This window comes from Nostoc spongiaeforme FACHB-130 (assembly GCF_014698475.1).
Lineage (GTDB): Bacteria > Cyanobacteriota > Cyanobacteriia > Cyanobacteriales > Nostocaceae > Nostoc_B > Nostoc_B spongiaeforme.
The window spans coordinates 20992-39390 of the sequence record NZ_JACJTB010000048.1 but is presented as its reverse complement, the minus strand read 5'-3'; the positions used below and the strand labels follow the sequence as shown (position 1 = coordinate 39390).

Genomic DNA, 18399 nt, shown 5'->3' with positions numbered 1-18399 from the left:
TTCAACCAAACCTAAGACAATTATCTAGTTTGCTCGTTGAGATTACTTGTTTTGAAATAAGCGATAAATAGGGAATAGATAAATATTTCCAATTTAGATAAAAAAAAATCAGTTTTAGAAAATATAAATCAATATTGAATTTTATTTAAAAACTCAATAACAATGAAATATATTATTTATCTAAATGTAATATTTACATCTTTATTTATTTAATATCAGAGATTTCTTACCTGGTATTCATCTATTATTGTTTCTTTATAATCAACATGTATTAGAGGCTGTTTCTAAAGAAATGTAAAGATCACTAAAAACGTCAAAAAAAAAGAGCCAGTGCGTTGGGCGGCTTTGCCGACTCCCTCACTGGCGTAGGAGGTATATGGTTATGGTATGACAGCTAGTCTGGTTTGCTAGTTATTTCGTTCGTTGTTCCGCGATCGCGGCAAATCAACAATTAGGAGACACCTATGAAAAGTTGGTATTTAGGCACTCACAAATGATCAGGACTCACGCACCAACTATTGTTCTACGTGAGTCCTAATCATTTGGGATTGCTGTAATTTTAGCTAACTGGAGTGATAGTCAAGTTATCCCACAACTGTAGGTTTTCGTGGTTGAGATGTTTGCACGACTTCGTAAAGTCTGGCTTCAAATTTCTCCATACAAGCAGACCAATCATACTGAAGAATAGAAGGACGAGCTTGTTCGCTCATTGCGGCTTTGAGTTCAGGATTTTCTAAGATAGCGATTACCTTTTGGGCAAAATCTCTGGGGTTATTTGGTTCTGCTAAAAAGCCATTTTTACCAGGAAATACTTGTTCTGATGTTGAAGGTGCAGTCACAGCTACTACAGGAGTTCCCGAAGCTAAGGCTTCGTTAGTTGTGGTACAGAAGTTTTCCGTTACTGAAGGGTTCACAAATATATCTGCACGCGCAAACCAACCTAAAAGTTCTGTACCGTGTGACTCACCCCAGATAGTAATTCCAGAACCAAATTTTGCTGCACGCCGACGAATTTCGGCATCTAAGGGGCCGCTACCAACAATCACTAAATGCACATCAGGAATTTTAGCGGCGATGATGGGAAAAGCATCTATTAATTGAGGCACATTTTTTTCGGCTGTCACACGTCCTACAAATAATAGGGTCGGACGATGATCATTCGGTATCGGATTATGAACGATGTTCTGGGGATGAAATTTTTCGCAATTAATTCCTTGATAGGGAAGATATTCACTCCGTTTACATTGGAGGTTTTGGTATTTTACAAGCTGTTCTTTAGAAGAAAATAAATTCAGGTCGTAAGATTCACTAAACTGTTTAACGATCAAAGGAATAATCGGGCGGAGGAAGTTGAAAAATGTATCGCCTAAATAATATTTAATGTAGGCAACAATATCAGTATGAAAAACTGAAACAATTGGAGTATGAGTTTTTTTTGCATATCCTACTCCGACAGGACGACCATAACCTTGTAAAAAGGCTGAATATACTCCCCGCATTTGGGCGGCTTCTTCAACCACAATAATATCTGGTTGAAATTGTTTTAGTAGTTTATGATCACTCCAATGACGATAGTTTAATGGTTGGGGAAGAGACTTATAAAAGATTAAAGGCTCTGTGGGGAATTTGTATGAAGAGAAAGTCGGAAAAGACTTTAATTCATCTAGCCCTGGCATGGGGCGATCGCTAACTTTTTTGGGATACTTATCGTTGATTTCTGGATGAACAAGTAAAACTTCATGTCCCTGTTGTAGCAACCAGCGAACTCTTTGATGGACTGCAACGGAAACTCCTGTCAGAAAAGGAGAGTACAATCCTGTAAACAGTGCAATGCGTAGCTGTTGCTTTTTCATGATTTTAGTTAGTTTGTTAATGTTTTCTCAGAGTTTCATCGTTTGTGAGGCAAAAGATCCCCGACTTCTCACAAATCAGATAGGATTGCTATACAATTCTTGCTCACACCGAAAAACGCTAATTTGAGGATTTACGCATTGCTAGAGAAATTCTTGGAAGAAGAAGTCAGAAGTATTAATAAATCATCTTCTTACCACACTCATTACTGAGTGTTGAATCGCATGAAGATCACTTCTGACTTGTGAATATTAGAGAGAAACTTTGCGATCGCTTGGCTGATCTTGTAAATGATAAGGACGATATTCTACAAGACGGATATTCCAAGGGCCTTGAACTTGATATGTCACACCACGCCAATGAACTGTAGGCATCTGAAATGATGCTAACATTGCTAACCCATAAATCCATTGTGTGAAGGGCAAAGTTATCGCTATTTTCCCAATTACGGCTGCGGAAAGTTTTGTTACTTGTTGACCTTGAGCGCGAATTTCTGGCTGGACTCCTAACTCTAAAAAGAGGATCAGCATGACTAAAGCCAACATATAACTGACATACCAACTCAAAGCTAAATTGGCGCTGTCTCCTTCTCCAATTAACAAAGCCGCGAAAAATACTAGCAATAAAAGATTCGGTAGCATGATTGTGAAAATCACATCAGTAGCTACAGCTATCCATAAAGGATGGTACAAGCGAGAAGATAACAATTGACGTTGAAACCAGTATCTTAAACTCGGTAAATCGCACTCTTCCTTATTCAACATAATCAAAGAAGGCACAAACTGAACTTTGAGTTTATGCTTACCCAAAACGCTACGAATCATCGTATCTTCGCCAAAAGCTTTACCCCACTTATCTAGCAGTCCAGTTTGATGAAGTACAGAGGTTTTAATAGCTAGAGTTCCACCCCAAGGAATGCCATAAAGAAACATCTGTACAAGTGCTGAAACATTCCAGATGTAGCGGACTACAGTACCCCAATATCTACCTGTCGGAATGTACCAACGATTCCCTGTGGTTGCACCAACTTTCGGGTTATTGAGTGGTGTGACTAATTCCCGCAACCAATTGGGATGTACAACGGTATCAGCATCAACTAAAGCTACAACCTCGTAAGACGCATCGAGTTCCGAGACAGCTTGAATCAAAGAACTACATTTGAGGCTGCAATTATTGCGGACTATTTTGAGTGGTTGGATGTCAACGTTAGTTGCGCCTAGTTCATTGATAGTATTGTGGGCTATTTGCCATGCTGGATCGTCAATGCTATCCACAACCAACTTCAAATGATAGTTAGGGTAGTTCTGATGGAGTAGCGATCGCAAGCAATTTGGTAAAAACGGATCAGCACCACGCAAGCAAAGAATTACTGCTGTTTTTGGCAGTTCTTCGTCTAGTAATGGATCTTGTGGTCGTGAAGACAGACACCACAACAACGCCAACACCGAACACACTTGAATAGCTAACCAACTCAACAAGCACCGAGACAAAAATATTATTAACTCATTCATGTTTGAGAAACCCTACGCAATTGCATCTGAAAGACAAGCTATAAATAGCTTTTGTGACTCATGAAAAATAACAGTCAACTGACGCAGGATTTACACAGAGTTTGTTAGGATTTTGGACTTTTAGATCCCCGACTTCTCTAAGAAGTCGGGGATCTGATGATTGGCGATTAAAACTCTAGTACAGATTGGCGTAAATAAATAGATCATCGGTAATTATTAAAAGACTTGTGGTATCACGATTCTTTCTTTTTCCTTTTGACTTTTTACTTTTGCCTTATTGCACTAGCCCCTTTTAACTCACAAAGATATTTTGCTATCTATCGGTTGATCCAAAAAATCATAAGCTTGGTATTCCACTAAACGGATATTCCAAGGCCCTTGGACACGATAAATCACACCCCGCCATTTAACAGTTGATCTGACCAAAGAAGTAAGTAATGCTAAACCATATACCCATTGTGTTAAGGGGATGGCAATCAACATTTTTAATATTGTGCCGATGGATAATTTTGTCACTGACTGACCTTGATTTAAAATTACTGGTCTGACTCCTATCTCTAATGTCAACATGAGTAAAAGTAGCCCCAGGGTGTAGATGCTATAAGAGCGAAATAATAAGGCGGCAGTTTGCCATTCTTCATCCCACAAAGAGGCTAGTAATAAAACAATAGTGATGGCGGGAAATAAAATACTAGAAATTACATCCCCAACTATAGCTATCCATTGCGGATGATAAAGTCGAGAGTATAAAAACAGTCGTTTGAGATGATCTATTAAGCCGAGTAAATCAGATTCTTCCCGATTTAACATCATCAAAGAAGGTACAAACTTGATTTGCATTCCGTGTTTTTTCAAAACTTTGTGCATCATCAAGTCTTCATTTAAGGCTTTACCCCACATATCCAGTATCCCGGTTTGGCGTAGTAGTTGTGTTTTGATGGCTAAAGTACCACCCCAAGGAATACCAAATAAAAACATCTGCACAACTGTAGAAACATTACCTGCATAGCGGACTACTGAACCCCAATATTTACCAGTTGGTACATACCAACGATTACCAGTTGTCGCGCCGACTTTGGGATGAGATAAAGGGCTAACTAATTCTCGCAACCAGTCGGGATGGACTACCGTATCAGCATCCACAAAAGCCACAACTTCGTAAGTATCATCTAATTCGGCAAAAACTTGCAAAAGGGCGCTGCATTTGAGGCTGCAATTGTGGCGAATCACCCTTAAATAGCTGATATCAACATTAGTTGCGCCTAGTTGACTGATAGTATCGTGGGCTATTTGCCAAGCTGGATCTGTTTGACTATCGACAACTAGTTTTAAAGTATATTGTGGATAATTTTGAGTGAGAAGCGATCGCAAACATTCCGGTAAAAACGGATCGGCTCCACGTAAACAAAGAATTACCGCCGTTTTGGGTAGCTGCTCATCTGCTAATGTACTTCTGTTGCCCAAGCGCAAGTAGAACAAGAAAACAAGTGCTAGACACACCTGAATAGCCAGCCAACCCAGCAAAGACTTAGACAGGAATATCGTAAATGCTTCCATGTAATTGAGATGTGAGGAGGAGTTTGGGTGAGGGGGGAGACAAGGGTGACAAGGGTGAGGGGGAAGACAAGGGTGACAAGGGTGACAAACATAGTTTCTACCTTGTCCCCTTGCCTACCTTGTCTACTTTTTCCCTTCTCTCCCCTTATGGATCAAGAGAGTATTTCATGACAATATTGATGCTGGTGTTTTTATTGACTACAAAACTAGCGTCACGAAATTTTGGTGTACCTGTTTGAACAGAAACAGTAGGATTTTTAGAAATACCAAAGCCTTCTTTAGGGATACCGAAGAAGTCTGTATTTAATTTGCGATCGCCATTTTGGTCGTCAACAATTGCTACTGCATACGTACCATGTTTTAAACCAGAGAATTTCTTTGTGACAGTATTACCTGTAATTTTGGCGCAACCGCTTTGGACTTCACTTTTATCGCTCATCGGGAAACCTTTTTCCCCGGCGTAAATGCGGAAGCACACATCACCTTTTTGATGGCGAACATTTTTAACGACAATAGTGAGTGTTGCAGTTTGTTCTGCGGTTACGGGTTTAATACAATAAATGCTGATTAAAGAAGAAAGCACAAAGTAAGACCAACGTGCAATTTTACGCATGATGATTCATTAATTTGGTAATTTGACAATTGGGGAAAAGTTCTTAATTTTTATCTCTGTGTCTTCGTGGTTTATCTCTTTTAACGAACCGCAGAGACACAGAGAGAAGTTGCGTGCGCGGGTTCCCAAGGCACTCCGTTGCGGGGGTTCCCCCCGTTGAAGGAAGTGCCGTCGCGTTGAGCAAACTTCGAGAGGAATCAGAGAAGTGAGCCGTCTATTTGGCTAGTTTTTGGATATCTGTTTTCTGCACCCATTCAGATGTTCTACGCAAGCCTTCTTCTAGATCAATTTTGGGTTTGTAATCTAATAAGCTTTGGGCTTTAGCAATAGAATAAGCGTAGGGGCGGGTCATAAAATCAACTGATTCCGGGAGAATATCAGCTTTTTTACGAAATAGTTTTTGTCCTTGGCTACGAATTTTGAGAAATAGTTTGATTTCATCTTTTGGTACAGACATCGGAGCCTGTAAACCTTCAGTTGCAGCCAAGCGCATGAAATACTCTTTCCAGGAAGTTTGTTGACCGTCAGTAATGTTAAAAACTTCGCCGTAAGCTTCTTTTTGGATGGCTAAAAAGATGGCATCAATCAGATTATCTATATATAGATGGTTGATGACTCCTTGACCATCGTTAGCATAAGCAAATAGCTTTTGACGCATCATCAAAAGTGGTCTGATTATCCAAGGGATACAACCAGGGCCATAAACATCACCAGCACGAATCACTATCACACCAAAGTCTGGCGAAGAGTTGAGGGGTAAAAGTTCTTGTTCTGCTTCGATTTTAGTCTGACAGTAAGGATTATTATCGCCAGATAAAGGGCCAGTTTCGCTTACGCCATCGGGATAATCAAAGCCATATACCATCGCGCTGGAGAGATGGACGAAGGTTTTAACACCAGCATTTTTAGCTGCTTTTGCTATGGTGAGAGTACCGTTAACGTTGATTTCCCGGAACTCTTTGATGGGGCCAGCTTCTTGGGTAAGTTGTGCTGTGTGGAGAACAATATCTACTCCCTGACAAGCTTTTTGGGCAATTTTGGGGTCGGTAATGTTACCAGCGATCGCTTCTACATTCAGATTTTGTGGTATCTTGCGATCGCTAGAACTTTGCAACCCGCGCACTTTCATTCCCTGCGCTATGGCTAACTCGGCTGCACGCAACCCGATAAAATCATCAATCCCAGTAATCAGGAGAGTTTTGTTGTCTAAGTTCATCAGGGGTTATTTTTTTACTAAAGTTTGAATGTTTAATGTGAGGGGCTAGGGGCTAGTACAAAAAGGCAAAAGTAAAAGGTCAAAAGGAAAAAGAAAGAATAGTGATACCACAAACTTTTTAGTAATTCCTTATGGTCGGTTTATTTACGCCGAACTGTACTAGATAAAAAGAATTAGAAAAGTGAAAACACTATTTAATCCCTACTCCCTACTCCCCACTCCCTAAAAAATATCTGCCGGGTCAGCAGAACGCAATTTATTAATCGCAAGTGCGCCAGAGGTAATACACATCAAGACTGCTGAGATAAACACTATCAAGGCATTTGTAGCATTCATCATGATGGGTAATTTTGTTGCTTCCCTTGCAAAGTCATACAAAATTATGGAAGTGAAAAATCCGGGAATATATGAGAGAAATGCCAAGATTAACGCTTGTTGAAATACCACCTTTAACAAATAAGAGTTGGGATAACCAATGGCTTTTAATGTCGCATAAGCAATAAATTGAGTGGCAATATTGCTGTAGAGAATTTGATAAACAATCACCACACCTACCACAGAAGCCATTGTTAACATTAGATTCAAAATAAAACCAATCGGTGTTCTATCAGCCCAATATTGTTTCTCAAAGTTGATAAAGCCTTGACGAGTAAAAACTAGAACATCATTCGGTAAATTAGCTTGCAAACTCTTTAAAACTTTTTCTTTATCAGCATCAGGCTTGAGAGTAATTATGCCGATGTCGATTTTTTCTGCTGGGCGAGTATTGGGGTTTATCCGCAAAAAAGTTGAGTCGCTGACAATTAAGTTTCCATCTACACCAAAGGAGGGGCCTAAGCTAAATAATCCCCCGACTCGCACGTTATAGCCAATTGGCCCATCAAAAGGAAATATTTCAATTGTCTGTTCAGTATCTCCTTTATCAAAATTGGCAGCAATTGGCCCAAATTCTGGACGAGAATCGCGGTCAAATAGCATAACATCAGGAATTTTGAGCTTGTCCAAATTCTGCTCAATTTCTGGGATATTTAGTACCGGATTTCCTGGGTCAAAGCCAATCACATAAATAGAATATTTCTCACCATTAACGGGATTTTTTAACTTGGCAAATTGCAAGTACATGGTGCTAACAGATTCAACACCATCAAACCCCAAAGATTGATATAAACGAGTGCGAGAAAAGCTTTGATTAGATGTCAAAGACTTATATTGTGCGCTAACTAAAAATAAGTCCCCGCGTAGGCTTTGATGTACTGCGGTTGCACTAGAATAAAGTGCATCTTGAAACCCTAACTGGACGAACATCAGCAGCACAATGAAAGCAATTCCGGCTACAGCAACGACAAAACGAATCTTTTGTTGGGCAAGCTGTAGCCATGCTAAAGGAATCTTGAAATTCATGGATTCATTTGTTATTTGTTATTTGTCATTAGTCATTAGTCATTTGTTATGTTGACTATTGACTATTAACTATTGACTAAATTTGAATAGATACATCCACTTGCAGATTTGTCATCCGAGCTACTTTTTGACTATCTGCGGGGTTATCAATAGAGATTTTGACTTCTACAATTCTGCGGTCGGTATCAGACCTGGGGTTGAGGCTAAAGATGCTTTGTTTGTCAACTTGCCAACCAATTTCTTTCACAGTTCCCTGTAATTTTCCAGCAAATGCAGCACTGGTAATTGATGCTTTTTGACCGACACGTACTTTTTGAATATCGGTTTGATATACTTCTGCAATTACATACATTTGCGATATCTTACCGATTTCTGCAAAACCAGAAGTATTGATAACTTCGCCAGTTTTGGCATGAATTTTGAGAATCCTACCGTCAATGGGAGCTTTAATGTATGTTAATTCTTGGTCAGCTTTGGCTTGTTTAATTGCTGTGACAGCACTTTTAACTTCTGTTTGCGCGGCTTCAACATCTACAGAACGTACTTCTTTAATACTGCTGAGTCTGGCTTGCGCTTCTTTTTGTTGGTCTTGTAGAGTGTTTTGGGTACGAGTTAGTGCAGCTTGAGCTTCGGTGAGTTGTTGTTGGGTGGTTTTGAGTTGTAAGGCTTTGCTGTCGGCAACAGAAGCCGCGATCGCACCTTGTTTGTATAATTGCTGATAGCGATCGTTTTCTTTTTGAGCGTTATCTACTTCAGCTTTGATGCGGTTAATAGTTGCTTGTTGTGTGGCAACTTCTCCTTTTAATTGAGATGCTAAATTTGCAATGCTGGCTTTTTGTGCGTCAATATCTCCAGATTTTGCCCCAGCTTTTACCTGCGCTAATTTAGCTTTGGCAATTTGCAGTCTATCTAAGGATTGTTGCAAAGCTGCTGTGGCACGATTATAATCTTCTAAATACGCCAATACCTGCCCAGCTTTGACTTCATCCCCTTCTTTTACCAACAGTTTTTCCACGCGCACACCGTTGATAGAATTAGGTGCAGACAAGTAAGTAACTTTACCTTCTGGCTGCAAACGTCCTAAAGCGGTGACTGCAACTTTTACAGGCGCGGGTTTTGGTGTTGTTGCTTGAGTGGTTTGAACTGCAACACGGTTTGATTTTGGTGCAACAGTGTAAAAAGTTCCTAGCCCAGCCACAGCTACAGTCATAGAAGCTGCCAAAATTATTTGCCACCGACTCAAGGGTTTTGTAAACAAGTGGCCGTATCTTTTTAGTGCCATATTTTTATTCCAATCGTGCTATGCCAGGGAACAGCCGAAATGACTGATAATTCAGGTGAAAAATGAAGTCTGAAAATGTAAGCATTCAGGAGTCAGAAGGTAGGAGGAAAGAATAATTTATATTTCTCCTATCTTTTCCACTCCCTACTCCCTACTCCCTACTCCCTATTTCATAATTCACACTTCATACTTTTTGTACATTTCTATGGGAATTGTTGTACGCCTTTACACCAATCTTGATAATTAATTGTGCGGATAACTAACAGAAGGCTGTACTTTAAATCTTTCTCAGTTTTAACTTAATTTCCTATCAAATCCAGTATTCTAAATTACGATAACGCTAACCCAAAAATTTAGTTTTCCTCAAATGAAGCGTTTAGAAAATCTGGATAAACTGTGTCCAATTATTGCAAAGTTGTTTACTCTTGTCAACCGATTGACATTGCTTAAGTTAGGTTTTAATGACTCAGCTATGTGGTTGGGAATGGGGAATAGGGAGTAGGGAATAGGGATAAATTTTAAGAATTATTTTCATGATTATTTGTTACCAAAATTGTGTAATTTCAAACACATTGTATAGATAGCTATTGTCAGACAGGCGAGAAAAATTGAAAAACATGAATGCTACAAATAATAATACTTTCACCTTCTGCCTCCGGTCGCCGAGGGAAGTCGAGGTGCTACATTCTCCTAAATTTCAGGAACAAAATTCTAGATTTAAACTCACTAAATAAAATGTTGCAAATTGACTTCGCGTGTTATCTTGGTTGTTTTAACTGAACTTATATGAAAACAGTAATTATGCCTGTTGTTGCTATCAATCAAATTCATATAGGTGCTAACCGCCGTCCTGTTAATGCTCATAAAGTTAGTGAGTTAAAAGAGTCAATTAAGACTAATGGTTTACTCAACCCCATCACAGTAGATCAGAATTTGACCTTGGTTGCTGGTTTACATCGCCTTACAGCTTGTCAGCTTTTGGGGTTAGAAACCATCGAATGTAATGTTGTTAACTATCAAGATGCTGACCAAGCGCGGCTGGCAGAAATTGACGAAAACCTGATTCGCAATGAGTTAGAACCCTTGGAACGTTCAGAATTGTGGTTAGAGCGTGACCAGATTTTAGAGCGGATGGGGTTACGGGCGAAAGCTGGAGATAACCAACATACCTTCAAAGGTGGTGCAACCATTTCACCACCTAAAAGAACCATCGAGTTGGCGAAGGAAGTTGGATACTCTGAGCGTACTTTTCAACATGGAAAGCAAATCGCTAAAAGTATCCATCCAGATGTGAAACAGATGATTAAAGGTACATCTCTAGCTGACAGTCCTACAATACTACTGAAAATTGCCAGGGCTGGTAGCGAAGAACGCAGTTTAGCCGAAACTGCACAAAAAGCCTTGGAATTAGCCCAAAAACAGGGAGATGAACAAGCAGTTATCCAGCAAACACAATTAATTGCAGAAGCTAATAAAAAGCAAAAAGAGTTACAGATATCAGCCTTTAAAAGTGCTATGGCGGAGAAAGAAGCGAAATTAGCCATCAAAAAGGTGCAACGCCAAGTAGAACAAGCAATTGAGCAACCAAAAGCCAATGTAGAACCCGCCATAAAAGTTGGTGAAGAATGGATGTTGGGGAGACATTTGGTTTATTGTGGCGATACTTACACTTCACAGTTTCGGAATTTGTTACCTTCAGATGCAGCACTGGCGATCGCTACTGTATCCTCTACATGGCAACATAATTATTTAGTAGACGAAGCTAGGGTTGTGGCTGTCCTACGTTCTGAAGGACAAATTTACGACTTTTACAAAAATAACAAAATGCCATTTCAATATGAGTTGTTAGTAAATAACCTTTATATAGGCATTTTTTCACATCATGCGATCGCTAAACCCCAATCACCAATTCACATAGAAGGGATAGAAGGTGTTGTCAATTATTTAATAAATTTCTACACCAGTCCCAATAATTTTATCATTGCGCCATTTATGGGGAATGGTGAAATATTGGCTACTTGTGAAAGGTTGGGACGCATCTGTTTTATTGGCGATGAAAATCAGCAATTAGTTAATCGCGGCGTGATGCGCTGGCAGCAATTGACTGGCAAGTTAGCAAAAAAAATGGTGAGTGTTTGATGAGTAGAAGGCAGTGGTTCGGCTTCGCTCACCAACCAGGTAAGAGGAGAAACTTTTGATAACAAGCAGGTTTCTTTGATTTGCCTTAAATTTAATTCTGTTTACTACTTAGCATGAAATACTCGTGAGAAGTTAGATCCCCGACTTCTTCAAGAAGTCGGGGATCTGAAACACCTCATTTTCTGTAACGTTTTTAGCAGATATACATTTCAACACTCAAATGTTTGTAATTTGTGAAATGTCATCAAAGTATTGTTTATGCTGTACTTTCTAAAATTTTAATATTTGCTGATTCCTAACTTATTGGTGTTGTTTTTTGCCTTATTTTAAAAATTCATCAAAAAGTCGAATCAAATTATGATGCTACGTTGAAAATATCGGATATATACCCATGTATTTGCTTATGGATTGTCTACGGAATATGCTGATGGTGCTAATGGATAGAAAATTAAGCTGTAGTTGGATTCGGGAGAGCGATCGCGTAAATTCACAACCACCAAATATGAGTTTGCGAATATACTTGATTGCCATATTGTGTTTAACATTGCCATCTGCTAAAAGCCAGATTTTTTTCTTAAAATCCCTTGAAGAAATGATTTAGTTTATGTGAAGTGTGCTATTCTTTTTATTAATTCAACTCTTCAAAGCCCAACGGAAACAGAACACATTTATTGTGCTTGAAGATGAGAAACATACTATACAAAGTCGCATCACTATCACCTTGTAACTGTTGGTTAATTTCTTCAAATTACTGTGAAATTTAAAGTAGAGGTGATGTTCTTTCGGTAACGAACTTGTCAGCTTTTCTGGGTCGAATTCCGTACAATATATTATCCTGGACGTTGAAACTGGCTATGGCATTTATCAAGATACAGAACGTTGTCATTAATACCAGCTACGTTGCTGCTGTTAAGCTAGATAATCAAACGAGCTTGGGAGAAAAAAGCGTTTCTGTCCTCATGGCTACTCCTAAGTTTCCATTGTTCCAGCCGGATACAATCACACAAAACTTCTACCATTACGAATGGCTTGAATTTACTGGTCAAGCTGCTAACGCGCTTCAAGATTATTTTACCAGTTTCAACAACGTTATTGACCTGCTACCACAATATCAAGAGACGTGTGAAGTGTGAAGTATGAAGTATGAAAGACTTCATCCTTAATAAGTTGCTTGGAAATGTCATAACTCTTACAAATGACAAATGACCAAGGACAAATGACATTTCTACTATTTGAATTGTGTAGTGTTTGTTAGGAAAAAAGCATTTAGCCTTCACGCATAGGATAGCTAGTTGCTTGTCACAACAGACAGATACTTTTTGACGGGTAACAAAGACTACTGTAGCTTCACAATCCACAGTAATTAAAACTGTCTATGTCCTATGTCTGCTTATTCAATTGATGCTGCTTTGGCGGAATTAGAAGCCCAGATCAACAGTTGTGAAAAAACTTTGATTCGGTATATAGAGGAAAAAAAGATGACGACAGACAAACCAATGTCGATTAACAAACTTAACAGACAATTGCAACAAAATCCTATAGCTATTGTGGGCATGGCTTCGCTATTTGCGAAAGCCCGGAATTTGCGGGAATATTGGCAAAATATCATTAACAAAATCGATTGTATTACTGATGTTCCACCCTCCCACTGGAGCGTAGAAGATTATTACGACCCCAACCCCAGAACCCCAGAAGATAAAACTTATTGTAAGCGCGGTGGTTTTATTCCAGAGGTTGATTTTAACCCGATGGAATTTGGGATTCCGCCCAGCATTTTAGAAGTAACTGATGTTTCGCAATTACTCAGTTTGGTAGTTGCGAAAGAAGCAATGGAAGATTCTGGCTATGGTGAATCTCGTGAGTTTAGCCGCGAAACAACTGGGGTAGTTCTTGGTGTGGCGATGGCTAAACAGTTGGGAATGCCACTAGCTGCACGGTTAGAATATCCTATTTGGGAAAAGGTTCTTAAAAGCAGTGGTTTGTCTGACGAAGACACCAAAAAAATCGTTGACAAAATCAAAGCAGCTTACGTCAAGTGGGATGAAAACGCTTTCCCTGGAATGCTGGCTAACGTTGTGGCTGGACGCATCGCCAACCGCTTGAACTTCGGCGGGATTAACTGTGTAGTTGATGCGGCTTGTGCTAGTTCCTTTGGTGCGTTGAAATTAGCTATCAGCGAACTAATTGAACATCGCGCTGATATGATGCTGACTGGTGGTGTGGATACAGACAACACCATCATGGCTTACATCTCCTTCAGCAAAACCCCGGCGGTTTCTCCCAGTGAAAGCGTTAAACCATTCGATGCTAAATCTGATGGGATGATGTTGGGTGAAGGTATCGGGATGATTGTTCTCAAGCGTCTAGAAGATGCGGAAAGAGACAACGATAAAATCTACGCTGTAATTAAAGGTATTGGTACTTCCAGCGATGGCCGCTACAAGAGTATTTATGCACCTCGCAAAGAAGGTCAAGTAACCGCCTTGCGCCGCGCTTACGAAGATGCTGGTTTCTCTCCTGCTACCGTCGGTCTGATGGAAGCCCACGGTACTGGGACAATGGCAGGCGACCCCACTGAATTCGGTTCTTTAAGAGACTTCTTTGGCGAATACGACCAGAAAAAGCAGCACATTGCTTTAGGTAGTGTAAAATCTCAAATCGGACACACCAAAGCGGCTGCGGGTGCGGCAAGTTTAATTAAAACTGCTTTGGCACTGCATCACAAAATTTTACCGCCAACTATTAACATTACTGAGCCGAACCCCAAACTCGACATTAACAACTCGGCTTTTTATCTGAATACTGAAACAAGACCTTGGATACGTGCAGAAGGCGAAGCACCAAGACGCGCGGGTGTAAGTTCTTTCGGGTTTGGTGGGACAAACTACCACGTCGTTTTAGAAGAATACGAAGCGGGACAAAATCAACCTTACCGGATACACAGCACGCCCCAAGAAATCCTGCTGTTTGCTGAGAACCCAGCGCAACTACTCAGCAAGTGCGAAGCAGATTTATGGAAGTTGCAATCAGAAGGCGGCGACAGACACTTTTCTCAGTTGGTGCAAGACAGTCAATCTCTAGAAATTCCCCAAACTGCGGCGAGAGTTGGCTTTGTTGCTGAGAACCTACAAGAAGCTTGCAAGTTACTGCAAATCAGCATTGACTGGTTGAAACTCAAAGGTGCGGCGGCTTCTTGGGAACATCCTCAAGGTATTTACTACCGCGCCTCTGGGATGGAATTAGGTGGTAAAGTTGTTGCACTGTTCTCTGGTCAAGGTTCCCAATACCTAGAAATGGGTCGGGAATTAGTGATGAACTTCCCTGAGATGCAGCGTTTGCATGGTTACATGGATAGTTTGTTACTCAAAGATAACTTGCAGCCACTCTCAGAAATTGTCTTCCCTCGCCCAACCTTTGAAGAAGCAGAGAAAAATGCTCAAGTTGCAGCATTGCAACGTACAGAATACGCTCAACCTGCAATTGGTGTATTCAGTGCTGGGTTGTATTCCATCCTGCAAAAAGCTGGTTTCAAATCTGATTTCGTAGCCGGACACAGTTTTGGCGAACTAACAGCATTGTGGGCTGCGGGTGTATTGAGTGAGCAAGATTACTTGTTCTTGGTGAAAGCTAGAGGTCAAGCGATGGCTGCACCAGAAGACCCAGACCACGATGCAGGTACAATGTTGGCTGTCAAAGAAGACATCAACAAAATTGAACCGATACTGAAGCACTATCCGCAAGTATCAATTGCTAACTTCAACTCTCCGACTCAGGTAGTGTTGGCAGGGCCGACCGCAGAAATCGCTAAAGTGCGTCAGACTTTGCAAGAACAGGGATACGCGGCTGTACCGTTGCCTGTTTCCGCAGCCTTCCACACTTCGCTGATTGCGTTTGCACAGAAGTCCTTTGCGATCGCCACGAAATCAGTAAAATTCAATACCGCCACAATTCCAGTTTTCAGCAATGTTACTGGCAAGCCTTATCCCCAAGACCCCACCGGAATGCAGCGCATCCTGGAAACACACCTCGCAAGTTCGGTGCTGTTTAAACAGGAAATTGAAAATATCTACGCGGCTGGTGGTTCTTGCTTTGTGGAATTTGGGCCGAAAAGAATTCTGACTAACTTAGTTAAGGATATTTTAGGCGATCGCCCTCATATTACCATTGCATTGAATCCTAGCACTCAGAAGAACAGCGATCGTTCTCTGCGAGAAGCAGCAGTACAAATGCGCGTCATTGGGATGCAGTTGAATAATCTTGACCCCTATCAAGTTCAACCCACACTACCTGCTGAGAAGAAGAAAACTTTGAGTGTGCGTCTCAATGGGATTAACTACGTTTCGGAAAAAACTAGAAACGGCTTCAAGGAAGCTTTGGAGAGTGGTCATAAGGTTTCTTTACCTGCTGCACCTGCACCAGTTGTTAGTGCTACCCCGGAATTTTCTGAAACGAACCGCAAAGGGCGCGAAGGACACGAAGAAGAGATAAAAGTTTTAGAGGGTTCAGGCCTGAGTCTTCAAGAAATTGTCAAACCAGAACCTGCTCCTGAAGTTGCTCCCATCACTAGTATTACTGAACTACAACCAGAAATGAATCCTGCGATCCTTTCTAATCAACTAGCCCAGGAAACTGATATGCCAACACCTGAAAACTTGGTAAATTACCAGCGAATGCTAGAAAGCTTAGAGTATCTGCTGACCCAATTCCAAAAGAATCAATCTGATAATTTACAAACTCACGGTCAGTATCTCAACCATCAGATGGAATATACCAAAGCGTTCTTCCAACTGATGCAGCAGCAAAACGCTTTGTTTGCTAACGCCAAGTCTTCCCAAGAGGTAGCGCAACTGAAGCTAGTGGTGATGGAAGGTGTTGAACGCAGCATGATGCAGTTTCACGCCCAACAAGGTGAAACCCTCCGCATCCATGAACAATATCTTCTGGAACAGGTAGAATACGCCAAAAACTTCTTCAATCTCATTCAGCAACAATATTCACAGTTGATTGCTGGTGGTGTTGCAGTTGAACAAACAAGTATCCCAGTCAGCGATACACACGTACCTGCAACCACCAAAATTGTTGCACCAACCACTCCAGTAGTTGAGCCTGTAGCGAAAAACGGTAATGGTAACGGTCATGCTAAACCTGTTGAAACACCAGTTGCAGCACCTCAGCCTGTAGCAGTTGCACCCGCACCTGTCATTGAAACACCAGTTGTATCTGTACCTCAACCTGTAGCCGTTGCGCCTGCACCTGTCATTGAAACACCTGTTGCTTTCACTCCCGCGCCGGTAGTTGAAACACCCGCACCAGTAGTCCAAATTCCTACACCCCAACCTGTAGCTGTAGTTAGCGCACCTGTAGTTGCTACACCTGCGGTTGATGTCTCTGACTTAGACAAGAACTTGCTGGCAATTATCAGCGATAAAACTGGCTACCCAGTCGAAATGCTCGAATTAGAGATGGATATGGAAGCCGACTTGGGTATTGACTCTATCAAACGAGTTGAAATCTTGGGTGGATTACAAGAAATGTATCCTGACTTACCCAAGCCCAACTTAGAAGAACTAGCAGAAAAACGCAGCATTGGTGACATTATTACATATCTGCAATCTAATGCTTCGGGAAATCCTAGTGTCGGAGTTGCAGTGTTACCCGCACCAGCAGCACCAGAAATGCCAGTCGCTACTACCATACCTGTAGTTCCTGTAGCACCTGCACCTGAACCAGTAGTAATTGCTGAAACTCCAGTCGTAGACATTGTAGAAGATACTACAGATTACGCAGATATCGCCCAAACACTGCTAAATATTACCAGCGATAAAACTGGCTACCCAGTCGAGATGCTGGAACTGGAAATGGACATGGAGGCTGACTTAGGTATCGACTCCATCAAACGGGTAGAAATTCTGGGAGCAATGCAAGAAACGTATCCCAACTTACCCAAACCCAACGTCGAAGACTTGGGTGATTTACGAACCATCGGTCAAATAGTTGAGTATCTGCAACGCCTAGTTGCGGGTGAAAAAAAAAAGCCTGATTCTAACTGGGACTTCCAGCCAGTCCAAGTAATTGATAACGTTGCGCGTCGTCCCGCGCAACTAAAAATCCTCCCGCTACCCGACAGCTTAGAGTTCAGTTTACCAGAGGGACACATCTGCTTAATCACAGATGATGGCTCCCTCACCACCTCCCACGTAGTACAAACACTGTGCGATCGCGGTTGGAAAGTAGTAGTATTAAGCTTCCCCCAAGCCATCATCGCCCAACAAGCACCCTTACCTGCTGGTGTAGAACGTATCACCCTCGCAGATATGAGCGAAGAATTACTCCAACATAAATTATCCGCGATCGCAACTAATATTGGCACAATTGGCAGTCTCATTCACATCCATCCCCAGGCTGTAGAACAGCACAAAGCGATAGTTAAGCACATCTTCTTCGTAGCTAAACACCTGAAGAAATCCCTCACCGAAACCGCCAATTACACCCGCAGTTCATTCCTAACAGTAGTGCGCTTAGATGGAGCATTCGGGTTAGAGCATAACACCAATTATGGAGCGATCGCAGGTGGTTTATTTGGACTTACCAAAACCCTGAGATGGGAATGGCCAAAAGTATTTGCTCGCTCCATTGATTTGAGTCCAGCAATAGAGCCGCAAAAGTCGGCTGAACATATTATTGCCGAACTGTGCGACTCGAATCTTTATATCAATGAAGTGGGTTACGGTTCGCAAGGGCGAGTTACTTTGAAGGCTTCCGTGATTAAGTAAAGCCTCACGCAAAGGCGCGAAGGCGCAAAGTCAAACTCTTCTTCTCCGCGTCCTTT

General features: G+C 41.2%; 11 protein-coding genes. 3 read left to right on the top strand and 8 right to left on the bottom strand.

The genetic code is table 11. The annotated features are described in order from the left end of the window. Positions 1-584: 584 nt before the first annotated feature. The 7 genes from H6G74_RS25710 to H6G74_RS25680 all read right to left on the bottom strand — a co-directional run bounded on the left by H6G74_RS25710 (position 585) and on the right by H6G74_RS25680 (position 9431). Positions 585-1853: a glycosyltransferase gene (locus tag H6G74_RS25710; protein WP_190970346.1), complete on the bottom strand. Its 1269-nt coding sequence runs from the start codon at positions 1851-1853 to the stop codon at positions 585-587. A gap of 249 nt (positions 1854-2102) precedes the next feature. Beyond that, positions 2103-3362 (bottom strand): glycosyltransferase, encoded by a 1260-nt coding sequence (locus H6G74_RS25705; RefSeq protein WP_190970345.1) that lies wholly within the window; start codon positions 3360-3362, stop codon positions 2103-2105. 297 nt (positions 3363-3659) lie between these two features. Next, entirely contained in the window at positions 3660-4919 is a 1260-nt protein-coding gene (locus H6G74_RS25700) for a glycosyltransferase (protein WP_190970344.1), read from the bottom strand. 145 nt (positions 4920-5064) lie between these two features. Beyond that, complete coding sequence (locus H6G74_RS25695) at positions 5065-5532, bottom strand: DUF2141 domain-containing protein (protein ID WP_190970343.1); 468 nt, start codon at positions 5530-5532, stop codon at positions 5065-5067. A gap of 214 nt (positions 5533-5746) precedes the next feature. Then, on the bottom strand, positions 5747-6748 hold the full coding sequence (locus H6G74_RS25690) for an NAD-dependent epimerase/dehydratase family protein (protein ID WP_190970342.1): 1002 nt from the start codon (positions 6746-6748) through the stop codon (positions 5747-5749). A gap of 222 nt (positions 6749-6970) precedes the next feature. Further along, positions 6971-8149, bottom strand: a complete 1179-nt coding sequence (gene devC / locus H6G74_RS25685; protein ID WP_190970341.1) for an ABC transporter permease DevC — start codon at positions 8147-8149, stop codon at positions 6971-6973. A gap of 76 nt (positions 8150-8225) precedes the next feature. After that, positions 8226-9431 carry an ABC exporter membrane fusion protein gene (locus H6G74_RS25680; protein ID WP_190970340.1) on the bottom strand — a complete coding sequence of 402 codons (1206 nt, stop codon included), beginning with the start codon at positions 9429-9431 and terminating at the stop codon, positions 8226-8228. An 801-nt stretch (positions 9432-10232) separates the two neighbouring features. Here H6G74_RS25680 and H6G74_RS25675 point away from each other — a divergent pair. Continuing rightward, positions 10233-11570: a ParB N-terminal domain-containing protein gene (locus H6G74_RS25675; protein WP_190970353.1), complete on the top strand. Its 1338-nt coding sequence runs from the start codon at positions 10233-10235 to the stop codon at positions 11568-11570. A 401-nt stretch (positions 11571-11971) separates the two neighbouring features. Here H6G74_RS25675 and H6G74_RS25670 read toward each other — a convergent pair whose 3' ends face one another. Beyond that, complete coding sequence (locus H6G74_RS25670) at positions 11972-12115, bottom strand: hypothetical protein (RefSeq protein WP_190970339.1); 144 nt, start codon at positions 12113-12115, stop codon at positions 11972-11974. 309 nt (positions 12116-12424) lie between these two features. Between H6G74_RS25670 and H6G74_RS25665 the strand changes: the two genes are divergently transcribed. Together H6G74_RS25665 and H6G74_RS25660 are read left to right on the top strand one after the other, a co-directional pair. After that, positions 12425-12703 (top strand): hypothetical protein, encoded by a 279-nt coding sequence (locus H6G74_RS25665; protein WP_190970338.1) that lies wholly within the window; start codon positions 12425-12427, stop codon positions 12701-12703. A 249-nt stretch (positions 12704-12952) separates the two neighbouring features. Further along, positions 12953-18343 carry a type I polyketide synthase gene (locus H6G74_RS25660; RefSeq protein WP_190970337.1) on the top strand — a complete coding sequence of 1797 codons (5391 nt, stop codon included), beginning with the start codon at positions 12953-12955 and terminating at the stop codon, positions 18341-18343. Positions 18344-18399 lie beyond the last annotated feature (56 nt).